14 protein-coding genes and 1 rRNA gene are annotated in these 14,899 nt (G+C 46.3%); 9 read left to right on the plus strand and 6 right to left on the minus strand.

Features of this window, described 5'->3' with window-relative positions:
- The coding region (locus QUB35_RS32855) for a hypothetical protein (RefSeq protein ID WP_333146232.1) at window positions 1–229 on the minus strand (229 nt) is incomplete at its 3' end.
- Between QUB35_RS32855 and QUB35_RS32860 the strand changes: the two genes are divergently transcribed.
- Together QUB35_RS32860 and QUB35_RS32865 are read left to right on the plus strand one after the other, a co-directional pair.
- On the plus strand, window positions 219–1,244 hold the full coding sequence (locus tag QUB35_RS32860) for a M24 family metallopeptidase (protein ID WP_333146234.1): 1,026 nt from the start codon (window positions 219–221) through the stop codon (window positions 1,242–1,244). The two genes, QUB35_RS32855 and QUB35_RS32860, sit on opposite strands and share 11 nt — an antisense overlap.
- The gene (locus QUB35_RS32865; RefSeq protein ID WP_333146251.1) at window positions 1,226–1,402 is read left to right on the plus strand and encodes a hypothetical protein; all 177 of its coding nucleotides are present in this window, start codon (window positions 1,226–1,228) and stop codon (window positions 1,400–1,402) included. Before QUB35_RS32860 ends, QUB35_RS32865 begins: the two co-directional genes overlap by 19 nt.
- Window positions 1,403–1,746: 344 nt before the next feature.
- Here QUB35_RS32865 and QUB35_RS32870 read toward each other — a convergent pair whose 3' ends face one another.
- The 3 genes from QUB35_RS32870 to QUB35_RS32880 all read right to left on the minus strand — a co-directional run bounded on the left by QUB35_RS32870 (window position 1,747) and on the right by QUB35_RS32880 (window position 6,492).
- Window positions 1,747–1,998 (minus strand): TIGR02450 family Trp-rich protein, encoded by a 252-nt coding sequence (locus QUB35_RS32870; RefSeq protein ID WP_242725377.1) that lies wholly within the window; start codon window positions 1,996–1,998, stop codon window positions 1,747–1,749.
- Window positions 1,999–2,929: 931 nt separating this feature from the next.
- On the minus strand, window positions 2,930–3,154 hold the full coding sequence (locus QUB35_RS32875) for a hypothetical protein (RefSeq protein WP_333042394.1): 225 nt from the start codon (window positions 3,152–3,154) through the stop codon (window positions 2,930–2,932).
- A gap of 1,496 nt (window positions 3,155–4,650) precedes the next feature.
- Window positions 4,651–6,492, minus strand: a complete 1,842-nt coding sequence (locus tag QUB35_RS32880; protein WP_333146236.1) for a caspase family protein — start codon at window positions 6,490–6,492, stop codon at window positions 4,651–4,653.
- Window positions 6,493–6,765: 273 nt separating this feature from the next.
- Here QUB35_RS32880 and QUB35_RS32885 point away from each other — a divergent pair, with 273 nt between their 5' ends.
- From QUB35_RS32885 to QUB35_RS32905, 5 genes are all read left to right on the plus strand, one after another.
- On the plus strand, window positions 6,766–7,467 hold the full coding sequence (locus tag QUB35_RS32885; RefSeq protein ID WP_333128737.1) for a V4R domain-containing protein: 702 nt from the start codon (window positions 6,766–6,768) through the stop codon (window positions 7,465–7,467).
- 93 nt (window positions 7,468–7,560) lie between these two features.
- Window positions 7,561–7,827, plus strand: a complete 267-nt coding sequence (locus QUB35_RS32890; protein ID WP_333042386.1) for a hypothetical protein — start codon at window positions 7,561–7,563, stop codon at window positions 7,825–7,827.
- Between the two features lie 170 nt (window positions 7,828–7,997).
- Entirely contained in the window at window positions 7,998–8,465 is a 468-nt protein-coding gene (locus QUB35_RS32895; RefSeq protein WP_333146239.1) for a phycobilisome protein, read from the plus strand.
- A 50-nt stretch (window positions 8,466–8,515) separates the two neighbouring features.
- Complete coding sequence (locus QUB35_RS32900) at window positions 8,516–9,178, plus strand: V4R domain-containing protein (protein ID WP_333146241.1); 663 nt, start codon at window positions 8,516–8,518, stop codon at window positions 9,176–9,178.
- 242 nt (window positions 9,179–9,420) lie between these two features.
- Window positions 9,421–10,587 (plus strand): pentapeptide repeat-containing protein, encoded by a 1,167-nt coding sequence (locus tag QUB35_RS32905; RefSeq protein ID WP_333146243.1) that lies wholly within the window; start codon window positions 9,421–9,423, stop codon window positions 10,585–10,587.
- A 17-nt stretch (window positions 10,588–10,604) separates the two neighbouring features.
- Here QUB35_RS32905 and QUB35_RS32910 read toward each other — a convergent pair whose 3' ends face one another.
- Together QUB35_RS32910 and QUB35_RS32915 are read right to left on the minus strand one after the other, a co-directional pair.
- Complete coding sequence (locus QUB35_RS32910; protein ID WP_333146245.1) at window positions 10,605–11,075, minus strand: phycobilisome protein; 471 nt, start codon at window positions 11,073–11,075, stop codon at window positions 10,605–10,607.
- Between the two features lie 38 nt (window positions 11,076–11,113).
- Complete coding sequence (locus QUB35_RS32915; RefSeq protein WP_333146247.1) at window positions 11,114–11,596, minus strand: 2Fe-2S iron-sulfur cluster-binding protein; 483 nt, start codon at window positions 11,594–11,596, stop codon at window positions 11,114–11,116.
- A gap of 502 nt (window positions 11,597–12,098) precedes the next feature.
- On the opposite strand from QUB35_RS32915, the gene QUB35_RS32920 reads away from it, so the two are divergent.
- Together QUB35_RS32920 and QUB35_RS32925 are read left to right on the plus strand one after the other, a co-directional pair.
- Window positions 12,099–14,036, plus strand: a complete 1,938-nt coding sequence (locus tag QUB35_RS32920; protein WP_333146249.1) for a serine/threonine-protein kinase — start codon at window positions 12,099–12,101, stop codon at window positions 14,034–14,036.
- Between the two features lie 787 nt (window positions 14,037–14,823).
- Window positions 14,824–14,899 (plus strand): 16S ribosomal RNA (locus tag QUB35_RS32925); the annotation flags it as partial.

Consider the following 14,899-nt stretch of genomic DNA (forward strand, 5'->3'; position numbering starts at 1 on the left):
GTTCTTCCTTCTTCGTTCTTCGTTCTTCCTTCTTCGTTCTTCGTTCTTCCTTCTTCGTTCTTCGTTCTTCCTTCTTCGTTCTTCGTTCTTCCTTCTTCCTTCTTCGTTCTTCCTTCTTCCTTATTTCATATATGATAAACTCATTAAACCCAGAAGTTGAAAGCAAACTCGAATTCATCCGCAAAGCCTTAACCGAAACAAAAGCGAGATCCCTTCGCTTGCGAGGCACTGACTGGTTTGCCTGGGCCACAGCCGGCGGTTCCCATACAGTATTGCTAACCGCAGAAACCGGAGTTGCAGAAATATTAATTACTGCCGAAAACGCTTGGGTTCTCACCGATGAAATCGAAGCTCAACGCTTGCAGGACGAGGAATTGCCAGCCAACTTTCAAATGCACATCTATCCTTGGGCTGATGTTGCACAGCGCGAAGCTTTCGTCAAAAAAATTACTGGTGGCGGTAACGTCATGAGCGATCGGCCAACTTCCCAAGAAAGGCCAATAATCGCATCTTTACAATCCCGCAAACAGACAATGATGTCAAGCGAATTAGAGCGATATCGGCGAGTCGGGCGTTTAGCCAGCGAAGCGATGACAGAGGTACTTTCCGCCGCCAAGCCCACATGGACAGAATATCAGCTAGCGGGAGCCGGTGCAGAGGCATTGTGGGCGAGAGGTTTGCATCCAGCCCTGACATTAGTTGCGGGAGAAAGGCGTTTGCCGCTGTACCGCCACGCCACAGCAACCGCCGAACAAATTGGACGACAAGCAATGTTAGTATTTTGCGCGAGGGGATGGGGTTTGTATGCAAATTTAACTAGATTTGTCTGTTTCGATTTTCTTGGGGAAAAGCATTCAGAGTTGCACCGACAAGTCAGAGAAATTGAAGCAGCGGCCCTAAATTTTTGCCGACCGGGAGTAACGCTGAATGCGGTTTATGATACGCTTAAAACTACTTACGAAGAGCACGGATATCCTCAAGCAATTGCGGAACACCATCAAGGCGGAACTACGGGATATTTGGCGCGGGAAATTGTGGCGAATCCGGCTACTTCAGATATTTTGGCAGAAAATATGGCTGTGGCTTGGAATCCTAGTTTGTCGGGAGCAAAAATTGAGGATACTTTTTTAATTCACAGCGATGGAACGTTGGAAAATTTGACTTTTGATCCGAATTGGCCGAGTGTTGAAGTAGCGGGAAGGTTGCGCCCAGTACCGCTGGAAAGATGGAACGATCGACCTTAGTCAATCTCAAGCACTACCGAGCGATCGCAACCCGCTACGACAAACGCGCTGCAAACTTTTTAGGTGCAATTTATCTAGCAGCTTCTGTCATTTGGGTTAATTTAGGACACGCCTCAGAGGAAAAAAAGGACACTACCCTACAAAATGCATTAAATTGAGTTCGGATCGCCGTACTTAATGTTTTGTTACATACGGATGATTTTTCCCACCGACTTACTTAAGCAAAAACGCTGCTACATAAGGGTTTCCAGAACTTGTAGTTATGTAAAAGATTTTTCAACACCGAAAAAGTCTCATATCGCTTCCGGTTGCATCAAAATAATAAAATCGAGTTAACAGTTAATACTCAACCATTGAGTTTTTCCACCCCTCCTTCAACAGTCAACAGTCAACAATCATGTATGAGTGCAACCGGAATTGATATCACTCCGTATTGGTTTGGATCGCAACGATAGCAGCAGGCGACGGAAGTTCCGCTCACTCTACCCCACAGCCCTGTCTTTTAGTCTGCTGTTTCTAATTCCTCTAATTCTTGCGTAGACTGCCATCCAGCTTGCCAGAGCGATCGGTCTTTGAGCTGTGCGGCGTTCAGCCAAAAACGGACATTTGGATCGCAAGCCGCCACCATTTCTGCAAATACCCATTTACCTTCGTTTTTTCGGTTGACGACTTGAAAGTGTCGCCACCCCCAAGTTTTTTGGTGTGAAGTCCATCGGGAACCAACTAAATAAGGAAATTTTTGTTTTTTGCTCACAGTATTTTTGTGGAAAAATATATTAGAAAGCAAGTGAATTGTAATATAGCCATGCTAAATCCTTTGTGTAATTCTTGTAGGGGCAAACCCCCTGTGGTTGCCCCCATGAGGTCGGGGTAGGCAAAGAAAGGCACTATCCCTACATCTTTGTACGACTCCTGCAAAGATTGCTATAACTCGTTCTGTTTGATGATATTAATTCCCTATTAAAGCTCGTCAAATCTTCTCCCCCTCTCCCCTTCTCTAGAACATACCAGATAATATAGAGCCGCAGCAGCTTACATGAGACTTCACCTGGGAGCATCTCACCTTTGCAGCCCTCCGCTAGAAATAGGAGTTTTGAGGCAGGAGGCAGAAGGCAGGAGGCAGAAGGAAAGATGAAGAAGGAAAGATGAAGAAGGAAGGAGCCAGAAGAAGGAAGGAGCCAGAAGAAGTATTTTTACAAATATGAGATGCTCCCCTTCACCTAAACTCTATCTGCAAGTAGATGCGTTCATTGTAACTTGCAGCAGTTTCGGATCGGGGTTCAAAAGTAAGGGCAGTTCAATGACTGCCCCTGTAATTAGTTATACCTATTGAATAGGATAATTTTTCAGGCGATCCACAAATAGCCTATTTATCCAATACCAGCTAAATCGTGAATCTCAAATCTAAAAGCAAATAACCCAGGTTATAGTTGTGCAGAATAATCCCTTCTGTGAAACTTACTCAAATCTACTTTTAGAGCAGGTTTGACGTTCACTTCCTGCTTCAACCAAGGCGGTCGGCCGCTTCTTGTCCACAGGCGTGTTTTCGAGCCCAACTTTCCCTACAAACATTTTTTCAATCTTAATCGTGTTTCATTGATCCTGTACAGCTCAATAAAAACGAACTTTTAGGTAAGATTGACTAATTTCTTTGATTCTGTCGCTACCTCTTGATTACTTCCCTGTTAAGGCTTTTGGCCGGATAAGTCCAGAGGAAGTTGGGGAAGCCGGAGGCGAACCGCATTTGTTTGCAGCCACAGAGTGATAGCGTGCTTCCGTTGCGGAGTCACGTACTCTCCGGGTCGGATCACGCCAGCACAGACGCCGATGTTTTTCATAAGGGTTTCTCGCTCCGATGAACTTGCACCCTGTAGCAACCTGACTTGGGCTTTGATAAAATCCACGTTCATAGCTGAAAGTAAAAGTAAGTAAAGAACTCAGTTAAATAGCGATGCTTTGCTTCCGATTGTAACTCTAAAACCACTTGGTATGAATCAAATTGATTCAACATCCCCAGGATGGGGATCGGGGCGTCTAGAGCTAGCCAACTTTATTTACTTTATCTGTTTTTGCTAGCAAAAGTGTCACTATGCTAGCAGTTTTGGCAGAATTCTTTATAGTTAAGAACTGTTACAAAGTTGGCTCGATTTCCACCATACGGCAGAGTTTAGTGCTAACGCTACTTTCCTGAACTCAAAAAGTTCAGCATTGTCTCCAACTCCTTGCCTTCCTAGGTTTTACACCCCCCGATTGGGAAGCGATCGCTCCGGGAACATTCCTATTCGATCGCCCCTCTTAACACCCGGACACTGCCACATCACCCTATTGATTTAGCTCGTCCTGTAGACTTGGCTGTGGACTATAACTTTAGGCATACGTGTTGTTACCGGGGCTACAATAAGCGAGCAAGTTTTTATTCTTGTTTCTCAAGGAAATATTTTTGGGATTTTCTTGCAAAGCCCTTATTTGTGTTAATTAAGGCAGCGTTGTGAGCTCCGGGCCAACGAAGACTCGCAGCTTGCGAATCCAGATATTTTGTGCTGTGTGGCGGTGAATCTGTTTCCTGAATTCATTGAGGGCGATCGCTCGTCGGCGAGAATTGCCAGTAACGGCTCATTTTGTATAATTCATAACAGATCGGTCACTGCTAATAATTTAAAAACAGCACAAGTTTAAACAGTGTTCCATCCGTCGATCGCTCCTAATAGCCCACAAAGAGCGATAAAAAAAATTAACTCTGCATACCCGATCTTTTAAGGCGATTTTGCCTTAGCCATTTCCCTTAGATAGCAATTCGATATAGCCCAATTTGCTGACCAATAAAGTTAAAATTAACTATAAATTAAGCGCATAGTATTATTACCCAATAAACTACAAAAATTAACTTTTTCTTGACTATTAAAATTAAATAATTGCACAGTTCTTCAGCATTTAAACATATATATACCGCCAGTTTTATTGTTAAAACACCTCGTTTTTGACGGTGAAAGCGCCGAGTTAGAGAACTCTGGATGTGAATTAAAGATATTAATTAACCCGCGTTGCACAATTTGAGGATTATTGTGGGGAGTAGGGTTAGGCGTCCCGCCTGCTGTGAAAATACACGCCTTCAGGCTCATGGGCCCATCCACAAAAAACATCAAAATCATCCCAGTATTATGCAACCCCAATTAACCAGCCCATACGATATCTTTCACTCTACAAAAACGAACCTGCCAGGGGGCATAGAAAATCCCCTCCCGCCGAAGCTGGGGAGGGGAAATGGTGCAGAAAATTATTGGTTTTAAATTATCGATATGTCGGTCTCTTTTTTGCACTATCAAGAGGTATCGAGCGAGCGAACGACCTACTTCGGTCAGTCGCTAAGATAATTTCCCGGTGGCAAACCGAGAAATTATCAACTAAATCAACCTTTTTTCTGCTGGCGTTGGAGCTTCGTTTTCCAATTGGCGATATCCTTCTGAGCCGGCTGATAACTCTTAGTACCCGACGGCACCAGCGAAGCAGCTTCAACTGCCTCTTTCAGCTTTCCTTGAGAGCCGCGCAACTTAGCAATTTTGAGAATACTTTCGCTCCACTCTCCAATTAACTGTTGAGCTTCTTCATACTTCGGCTGACCGGGTTCAATTTTATTAGCTTGCTGGATGCCTTTACTGTAAGAAGAGGCAACCCCCCGCTTAATTTGACCCTTAGCAGCCGATAGCAAAGCAGCATTTACATCCTGGTCTTTGGATAGCTCCTCCCACTGAGCGATCGCCTGTTTCGACTGATTGTACACAGGCTTATTGACATCCGGCATCAATTTAGCCGCGCCGATCGCCCCCTGGAAATCGCCCCGAGCAGCCCGCCCGTTAGCTATATCCAAAATCGTTAAACTCCAGCGCTCAATATCCTGCTGAGCCTGCGGGAAGAGCGGATCGCTAGGCGGAATCGTTCGAGCCTTAACCACCGCTTTATTAAAACTAGAAGCCGAACCATCCTTAAGGAAAGTTTTTGCCTCAGCCCACACCTGCTGGCTCGATGGTGGCTGCTTGGTTCCACTCCCTGCTTGCACCGCCCGCGGTTGGTTTTGCGACCCCCCAGTACCAATAGATTGTTGAGCTCCAGGGTTTTGGGCATTTTCAGCCGGCGATCGAGGATCTCTTTCCTGCTGACCAATAAAAATTGATTTGTTCGTCACAAAAACACCCAACAGCAGTACCAAAGCCGTAGCTGAACTCCACAACACTAGCTGCTGCAAAAATGACTTATCCGACCCCCCGTTATGCTCATCCTGCGGCTTTTGCAAGTTCGGTCGATCGCCCCCCCGATCGGCAGGGGCCACAGCATTCGGCTGCGACACAGGCGGCATCTCAACCGGCGAATCCTCAGCATTGCGAACTGCCGGAGGCAAATCCATTCGAGCCGTAGCCGTAGCCATTTGCGGGTGATCGAACCCATCAGCCGTACCAACCGTCATATTGCCGTTGCGTCCGGCCAACGCAGCAGTTGGTACCCCTGAAGCATCCGGCAAAATCACCAAATTAGCCTTTCCCGGAGGATGCACCACCATCAAAGGTTCTTGTTTCGGACGCAAATGGTGGTCACACAGCTCCGGCACTCGATCGCTCAAAAAACGGTCTAAACCCTTAATGGTCATGCACTGTCCCGATCGTAGCCCCTCCAAAAGCGCCGTCGTAAAAAACCCCTGACGCAAAGCCGAAGTTTCCCGCGAAACTTGATTCGGGCGGCAAGAAAGCACCGTCGGGATTTCCCGTTCCCGCGCCAGCTCAACCGTTTGAGAGCCGATCTTTTCCCCCGCTTTCACAATCTGGCTGCGGTTCATATCAACCAGCACCAATACCGTTTCCGTAGGAGCGTTTTTCAGAGTATTCAACAGCAACTCTACCGGAATCCCCGTACCCTGAATGTCAGCCGGATTGCCGTCAATCGGCATCAAATAATCCTTACCTTCATAGCTGACACCGTAGCCGCTAAAAAAACACCAGAGTAAATCTCCTTGTTGCACATGTTGCGCGCAGAGGCTTTGGGTCAATCTCAGAATATTTTCCCGATTTGGATATGTAGATTGACCCCACAGCGACGGCGAGCTATCGGTCATCAGTAGACATCCATCCGGCGCAAAACCCGCCTCCTCAGTCAAAAAACCGTACAGCGCCTCTGCATCCTCTTGGGCATAACTCAAAGGCTGGAGTAACTGATATTGATTGATGCCTATTGCAATACAAGCGTGATTTTTCATCCCCATATGCCCTATATATATAGTGGACAGCTTGCACAAAACGATAACACATACTCGTTTAAGGTTATACCCACTTTCGCCAGCACTCACACAGTTGTCCGAAGGCAGAACTCCCAACAAGCCCCCAAATTTAGCATCCTAGAATTTTTAATTTTTATATTGCAGTAAAAAATTATACCCGGTGCCTGCCTTGAGAAAAATAAAGTTAAATTGGATACATAGCCCAGTCTATTTGACTCTAATTTTCACCAAACTACACCAAAAAGGAATAACCCGCCAATGGTCTCTACCGCCAAAAAAGAAATCTCCCCTCACAGCGAATCATTACTGAAGCAAAAGCATCCTAAAACTCATAGCCACTATAGGTTTCAGGATTTTTTTGCCTTCGATCGCCAGATGGGTACAATTGACGACTGGAATGAGTCACGCAACATTTTTACCAGCGAAGACTTCATTATCGGTTTGGTGGAGGGGCTCGAAGAAGAAGTCGGCCCCGCGTCCTCTGTCATCATGTATACTATTGGTTGCCAGTGGGGACTCCAAGATTCCGAATTTTTTCAAAAATGGTTTAGTGCCGAATACAGCCAGAACATTCGCCAGTCAAATCTCATGTTTCTGCTAGAAACTTGGTGGTGGCCTTTCACGGCTCAAGGTTGGGGTCGCTGGGAAGTAGACATGAGCGATCGCAAACACGGCTGCATCTTCATCAACCTCTTTGACTCAGCAGTTGCTCGCACATTGGGAGACGTAGGCAAACCGGTTTGCCACCTATACGCCGGTTTGTTCGCCGGTTTCTTCGGCTCTTTAGTCAAAAAGCCTCTGAGCTGCATAGAACTCCAATGTTACTCAATGGGAGAAACCTATTGCAAGTTCCTGCTTGGCAACCCAGATAAAATTGATGCAGCAGCATTCTGGCTCAACGAAGGTGCCAACGCCCGCGATATTCAAAATCGATTGCAACACGGTGAAATATTGCGGTAAACAACCTGGAAAGGCACATCCCCTGCCCTGCCTTTCCTCCCACCAATTTCGCCATGAAAGTGCGATGGTGGATTTCTCCAGGCAGGAAGAAAGATGAAAAGTCAAACTTCATGGTTGGACCAATCTGTCCAAGAATTCTTTGGTCACTATAATTGGCTGGGAAAATCTTTAGAAACCCCAAATGGCTCGACCCCCGGTCAACTTCTGAGTTTAACCCAGCCCGTAGCAGACTTTTTTCAAGCTATTTCTTGGGAAGGAATTCCGGAAGTAGGTGCCCTACCCCTACCGCCACCCTTGCCAGTAATTTCTATTTCTGAACAAGCAGAAGTCACCATTGATGACCTATTTGACCTGTTTTAATCTGTGTTCCAAATGGAAAATAAAAAATAGGGCAATCCCTCATCCATCTTCCCTCACCCATCTTTCCTCCTCCCTCAAAATCCATTAGTTAAACCCGTTAAATCCCGTACATAGCTCGTTGCCGAACTTCCTTCCTTTTATCAATTACCGATTACCACTTAATTAAAATCATGCACCCTGAGATTGAGGCGCTGCTGGATCAGGCAGAAAACCGCTTTTTAAAAGGCGAAGAACTCATGGCTTTTAAGCGTCAAGCTGTAACCCTTGTCCAGCGCTTAAAAATTTACGAATTTTTGCGAGAGAAGGAAGCAAGCATCTTCCAACCAGTAGCCAACAAACTACAAGAAACATTCCCCGACGAAAAACAAGAAACCTTAGAAAGATCGCTCAAACATTGGGTGTTAGTCTTGCGGTACTGCGCTATGGCTATGCTGCTAAACGATCAAAATTTTCTCGAACAGCGCCTTGTAGACTGGCTTTCCGGCATAGTCGAAGCCCACCAAACTCAAAAGATCGAAGCAACTGTTTGCAATCTGCTGCAAACTCGCTTAAAAGAATTGCTTTCCGAGCAAGCCCGGGCTATATTGCAACCATTTTTCGACCAAGCGCAGTCAATTATTGACCAAGGTAATAAATAATCAGCTTTCTTCCCAATTTCCAATTCCCGATTCCCAATTCCTAATTTCCGATGATTAATATTGCCGACTTACTCAAACAGCCCCGACTCCCTGGAAACTACTTTGCCAGCGATGCCTACGTCCGAGGCGACCTCGAACTCGGCCTCCTCGAAAACCGCCGGGGCGATCGGCTTTTAGCACTCCCAGAAACACTGATTCAAGCCATTTATATCGGCTTAGAACAAGAAACAGGTCAAGCCTCCCGCCTCGTGCTTTTCAACTGCGGTCGCTGGTGGGGTAAAAACTTCTACGTGCGTTTTTGCGAAGAAGTTAGCGAATACTACGGTCAGCCAGTTTCTGAAATGGAAATGGTAGAATTTCTTCAGTCCTTACAGCAGTGTTGGAAAACTCATGGATGGGGAACATTTGAATTTGACCCCAGCTATTCCGAACAGGGATTTTTAATAGTAAAAATTGCTAACTCTCTTTTTGCTAAAACAGCTCCCAAGTCTAAGCGACCGGCCTGTTTTTTAGAAGCAGGTATTTTAAGTGCGTTCTTTAGTCAGCTTACGGGTCGAGAACTTCACTGTCTGCAAACATCCTGCGAATCATTGGGATCGGACTGCAACCGCTTTATTTTAGGGCTGCGCGAGCGCCTCCAACCGGGCGAGTCTATGGTCGAAGAAGGAAAAGACCATGAAGCTATTCTCACTCAACTTTTTCAAAAAAACTGACTTATTTGACAGCTATTAGTTTGTTGCTAATAGCTGTCAAATCGATTTTTGGGCAGCCATATTATCGACCGTATCATCAAAACTGTGAGTTAAATTATAAAAAAGCTCGTGAGTTAAAAAATAAGGTTTTAGCAATTCAAATAAAACCTGATGAGAACTAGCAGCTAGAAACTTCATAACTTACTCTAGAAACTCATAAAATTTAAAAGCCATCAAAACCTCAAACATTTTGCTAGAACTTAATGGACGCCAATGAACTTCTAACTCGATATGCAGCCGGCGAAAGAGATTTTAGACTGGCCAATCTGCGCGGCATTGTGTTGAGTCCGATCGATTTATACCGTTCCAGCGATGCCCCAACTCTAATTTTGGCAAACCTCAACCAACACCAGCAACGACCCTACTTAATCGGTGCTAACCTCAGCGGGGCCGACCTCACCAAAGCCCATCTGAGCCGAGCCAATCTCAGCAAAGCTGACCTCAGTGGAGCCAATCTCACCGGCGCCAACCTCATGGCTGCCAGTCTGAGTGGAGCCAATCTGAGCGATGCCAATCTCACCGGCGCCAACCTAGCCGGATCTCATCTGAATTGGGCAAACCTGACCGGAGCAATTCTTCCCAATGCTAATCTCATAGGTGCAGATATGAGCGCCGCTAACCTCACCAAAGCCATTCTCACTGAGGCAAATCTCAGTAAAGCCTATCTGATTAAAGCCAATCTCAACGGAGCAAACTTCAAAGATGCTTACTTAAGTCTAGCGAGTCTCAAAGAGGCAGACTTGACCGAAGCACAGCTCACCGGAGCCGAATTATCCAAAGCCAACCTAGCCGGAGCCAACTTAACCCGTGCTAACCTCAGCAAAGCCAACCTGTTGAAAGCTAATCTCAGGCGAGCTAACCTCACTCAAGCCTATTTAAACGGCGCGTGCTTGAGCGGATCAGACCTTAGCGAAGCTTGCTTAGATAGAGCCAATTTGTGCAAAGCAGACCTCAGCAAAACCTACCTGAGAAACATTACTTTGAATGGCAGCCACTTAAGCGGTATTAACCTCAGCGGGGCAGATCTGGGCGGTGTAGACTTGAGCCGCAAACTTTTAACTGGAATTAATATGGCAGAAGCATTGTTGAACGAAGCTAACTTGAGCGGTGCTTATCTGATGGAAGCTAACTTGAGCGGAGCAAACCTCAGCAAAGCCAACTTGAGTCTAGCCTACCTGATCAATGCCGACCTTTCTAATTCTTGCCTGCATGAAATTAACTTGACCAAAGCTAACCTGAGTAAAGCCAACTTGCAGAAAGCTGACTTGACAGGAGCCAACCTCCGGGGAGCCATTCTCACTGAGGCGGATTTGACGGGAGCGAAGTTGATTGGAGCCACTCTTCCTAACGGCACAGTTTATCGGCGTTAACTTGTCAACCCCCTTGATTATTTGCCTAGTAAAGTGCGGTTGATGTCCAGAATTGGAAAAAATAGGTTCCTTTCTTCCACTGTGAGATATTGTTTGAGAACCTTTTTCATCACATCGTAAGTCACGGTCGCACTATTTCTAACTTGAACAGCGCCTAAAATAGTTTGCAACCAAAGTAGTAGCCGATCGCGCAATCGTTCCGTATCATTAATCAACAGTGCGGCCGCCGAATGCCTCAACACCCGCACAATATCTCCACGGCACTTTTCAGTCATATCGTTACCCCCCCGCCGAAATAAACTAGGGTCTAGAGACAGCATTTGTGCTTCCACTTGCCGCATAATTTCTGTTTCAGATGCTTGAATTTTTTTATAAGCACTCATCCGGTGATTCAAAGACTGAAAGTAGTCTTTCAAAAATTGGAGTTCTTCTGCACTGGCGTAGCGTCCGTCTGCTTCCATGCTCAAACGCGCAAGTTGGCTCAACATAGATTTTTCTCTACTACTAAAATACAAACATATCAGTTTTAAGCTTGTTTAGTCCGAACTAAATACTGTCCTACTTGAAAGCGGGTTTCATTAAGCTGTGTAACGATAGAACGAGTAATTAACTTTCCTGATTCTACAACTACTTGACCCGTAATTGGGTGTAATAAATCTTGCTGGGCCCGGCGGCCGATCAGAGCTTCGACATTTTCAATAGCATTAATGTACATCCCCGCAGGCAACTCTACAACCACACCCTCGCCCATAATTTGAGCCTGACAAGCAAGTCGCGAATTGGCTTTAGCCGTTGTAATGACTTCCAACGTCCTTTTCTCGCGGCGGTTCATGTCCGACAAGCCTTCCATGCCTTCTTTAATGTAAACATGGCAGGTAGCGCACATTCCCCGCCCCCCGCATTCCTTGAGAACGTCTAAGTCTTTGGAAAGTAAGGCAGATAGGATATTCGATCGGGTTTCGACTGCTATTTCCTCCGCAATTGGATCTAGTTTAATAATTTTAACCATATTGATGTTTGCTCCTGTCAAGTTCAGTATTTAGCAAGTTACGATCAACTTATTCAAAGCGCAAAAAAATTTGGCTAACACTCAAAAAGGTTAAGATGCCTTGACGACAGCATCGGCTTCTGGCTCTCTAACCCCTATGGCATAACCGCACTTCTGTTTTGGTCATATCGCTGTTCCCTGGCCCCGATTCCCCAGCTTAGCCTTTAAAAGCTAAAACCTTAGAGACTTTCTGCATGGCATTGAAAAAACTGTAATAGTCGCGATCGACTAAAATAGCAGCCACAGGTAGTTCCCGATCGGGTACCGGCATCCGGCAAGATTGATAGTGATTCCGAAGCTCAAGGATTTTAGTAGGTGCGACTGTGCGATCGCTCTCAAGGAGGCTGAGAATGAACCTGAGATAACATAGGCTGTACCTGGCGAGCGATTCAAAAAGTTGAATTTTTGTCAGAATTATTTACATATTTTAATACTAGCTCAAGCTTTTTCTATAATTAGACCGATGCAACATTCTAAGTACCGCATTTTAGGGCTAGTCGGACAAGGACAATTTGGTCGAGTCTTTTGTGCCAGCGTTCGAGAAGCTCCCGCCCAGGACTCCCGCCTCACCAGCCAACTGGTTGCTCTCAAAGAACTTAGTCATCAAAAAGCCCCAACTAGCGAATTCTTGCGAGAACTGTGGTTTCTGATCACCTTGCAGCACCCGAACATTGTTACCTGCCGAGCTCTAGAACACACAGCTACAGGCCGGTACTTGGTTATGGACTACTGCGAGGGAGGAACCCTCCGCAACCTGCTCAAACAAGAGCGCCCCTTGCGTCTGCTCGAAGGTTTGCAGCTCGTCATGGAAGTTTTAGCCGGCTTAGACTACGCCCACCGCCGAGGCGTAGTTCACTGCGACATCAAACCCGAAAATATCCTCCTAACTTTAGGAGCAAAAGGTTGGTCGCCCCGGCTGTCTGACTTTGGCATCGCGCGTCGGCTGCCAGAAATAGGTACCACTCGCCTCCACCAAGAAATTTCTCCCGACGCTACCGTAGGTTCCCCCGCTTACATGGCCCCTGAGCGGTTTTACGGTCTCTTTTCGCCGATGTCAGATATATATGCAGTAGGAATTCTGCTGTTTGAATTGCTAATGGGCTACCGCCCTTTCGGGGGAACCCCCGGAGATTTGAGGTGGGCGCACCTGAATCAACGCTTGCAATTTCCCGACGCCATCCCCGAACCTTTGCAAGCAATAGTCAAAAAATCTTTAGAAAAGCTGCCAGCCCGCCGTTTTGCCAGTGCTTCCCAAATGGCTCAAGCTCTGCGGCTGATCATGTACGACCCTGCTGTCAGACAATTGGGCGACTGCATTATTCCCTGGGAAAATCCCACAACCAGTGGTGATAAAGGTCTGAAGTCGGAAACTGAGTCTTTGCTAGAAGTTGAAGAGGAAAAAGCTTCACAGTCGGCTATTAATTTACTTCGGACTGTGCGCTATTCGCTTTCGCAGGCAAAGCCACTGATACTTCCTGCACCGTTGACCGCTTTAATTGCCACTGAAACGTATCTCTATGCTGCTGTAGGTACAGAGGTGAAGATTTGGTCTCAGCCGGAAAAACAGCTAGTTACAGGAGAAATGTCTACTTCTATTTCATTAATGCCGGAAATCGTGCGCGGCATTTTACCTGTTTCCAACGGCTGCTGCGTTCTCACTCCGCAAAAACTTTACTGGCTCAATGAACACTCTTGGGAGCCTCAGTGTTTGCTGGATATGGGTTTGAGGCAAGGCCCAGATGCTTTAAAAGCTGCTATTGACTCTCACGGCAACTGGTTGACAGTAGCGGTTCCCGGCGAACTGCGTTTTTATTCTTTAGCGGCAAACAGCACGGCGGGCGATCGGAAAAAAGCGCTGAAGCCGATCGCTACTGTGCCGTTACCAGAACACTATTTACCAGAATTAATGTTTTTGGATCGGCGACACGTCTTAGCAGTTTGGCCTGACAACGAACCAAAAAATCCTCAAACTATTTTTAGAGTTTACACTCGCCGCGGCACGCCGGTGGGTTCTGTGCGGTTGTCTGCCAGCGTGGGACAGATGCTGTTGACACCTGAGCCTTATACTTTGCTGGGAATTCCCCAAGGTGGTAAAGCGGCTGTGCTGTTGATGAAATTGTGGCCGCTCAAGGTAGCGCGAATTCCCCTGGAAAGTTTGCCCGTGTCTGCTTGTGTGGCTAATTGGGGATGGGTGTTGGCAGATGTTGAGGGGCAGATAGAAGTGTTAAACAGTCAAGGGATTCAAGTAGGGAATTTTAGCAGCCCCGCCTCACCCCGGGCGATCGCTCCTTGGGGGAATAGAGGTTTGGTGATTGCTGTCAATACTGAGGAAGAGAGTCACTTGCACTTTTTAGATGTAGATGTTGAGGAGACCAACTCGCGCTCGCTCATCAAGGGCTGATAACTGGCGTAACTGAAGGAGTTTGGGGGTGTAATTCTGGAGAGTGTATTTGGGGGCGATCGATTCCTGGGAGTTCGATCGGGGTTAGAGTACCGTGTCGTGTCAGCTTCTGGATTTTGAATCAGAGGAATTGTTAAGGGCGATCGGCTCAATCTGAGACCCAAACCTCCCTCAGTAAAGTCCCAGAAATGCAGACACCACTTACATATATATATATGACTCATGCACCAGCCTGCTTCTGTCATCCTCACCCTGTGATCCAGCCTCACCCCTTACACTCTAACTTTGCCTAACCTCTACTCCAAGTAAGCCCCATCATGTTGAACCACTGAGCCCTTCTACCCATGCGCGGGAAATAGTCTGCCCCAAAGTCCAATCTTGCCCCAAAAAAAGACCCCATAGTTAAAAGAGGAGTCAGCCAGGGGATACCGGAGCAGGTCATAAATGCCGAAACCCTTGGTGTGTATAGGTTCAAAAAAAAGTCAAAAATATTTTCACAAAACGCTTGACAACTCTGGGGAGAGTTGATACATTAATAAAGCGCCAGAAGGGAAGCGGTTCACTGAACCACGAACTAAAGGTCAAAAGAAAGGCAAAAAACTGAACCTAGAAAAAAGAATAGTTTGAAAGCTTAAAGCACTATTAACCTCGTCAAAAGAATCAAGATAGAGAGTAAAAGCGAGAGCTGATACTCAATATCGCAAACAACGAGAAAAAAGTCAAGGGAAAAAAACCAGCCTTGAGGGCTGAGTAGAAAGAACTTGATTAAAGCCAAAAAAAACAATCCAACACGGAGAGTTTGATCCTGGCTCAGGATGAACGCTGGCGGTCTGCTTAACACATGCAAGTCGAACGGAGTAGAA

This window comes from Microcoleus sp. B13-B6 (genome assembly GCF_036705405.1).
In the GTDB taxonomy this organism is placed as follows: Bacteria; Cyanobacteriota; Cyanobacteriia; order Cyanobacteriales; family Microcoleaceae; genus Microcoleus.

Excerpts from the sequence above, each read along its gene's own strand:
- QUB35_RS32915 (WP_333146247.1), bottom strand. The coding sequence starts at position 11,596 with ATGGTTAAAATTATTAAACTAGATCCAATTGCGGAGGAAATAGCAGTC.
- QUB35_RS32875 (WP_333042394.1), bottom strand. The coding sequence starts at position 3,154 with ATGAACGTGGATTTTATCAAAGCCCAAGTCAGGTTGCTACAGGGTGCA.
- QUB35_RS32900 (WP_333146241.1), top strand. The coding sequence starts at position 8,516 with ATGATTAATATTGCCGACTTACTCAAACAGCCCCGACTCCCTGGAAAC.
- QUB35_RS32920 (WP_333146249.1), top strand. The coding sequence starts at position 12,099 with ATGCAACATTCTAAGTACCGCATTTTAGGGCTAGTCGGACAAGGACAA.
- QUB35_RS32865 (WP_333146251.1), top strand. The coding sequence starts at position 1,226 with ATGGAACGATCGACCTTAGTCAATCTCAAGCACTACCGAGCGATCGCA.
- QUB35_RS32885 (WP_333128737.1), top strand. The coding sequence starts at position 6,766 with ATGGTCTCTACCGCCAAAAAAGAAATCTCCCCTCACAGCGAATCATTA.
- QUB35_RS32905 (WP_333146243.1), top strand. The coding sequence starts at position 9,421 with ATGGACGCCAATGAACTTCTAACTCGATATGCAGCCGGCGAAAGAGAT.
- QUB35_RS32880 (WP_333146236.1), bottom strand. The coding sequence starts at position 6,492 with ATGGGGATGAAAAATCACGCTTGTATTGCAATAGGCATCAATCAATAT.
- QUB35_RS32910 (WP_333146245.1), bottom strand. The coding sequence starts at position 11,075 with ATGTTGAGCCAACTTGCGCGTTTGAGCATGGAAGCAGACGGACGCTAC.
- QUB35_RS32895 (WP_333146239.1), top strand. The coding sequence starts at position 7,998 with ATGCACCCTGAGATTGAGGCGCTGCTGGATCAGGCAGAAAACCGCTTT.
- QUB35_RS32890 (WP_333042386.1), top strand. The coding sequence starts at position 7,561 with ATGAAAAGTCAAACTTCATGGTTGGACCAATCTGTCCAAGAATTCTTT.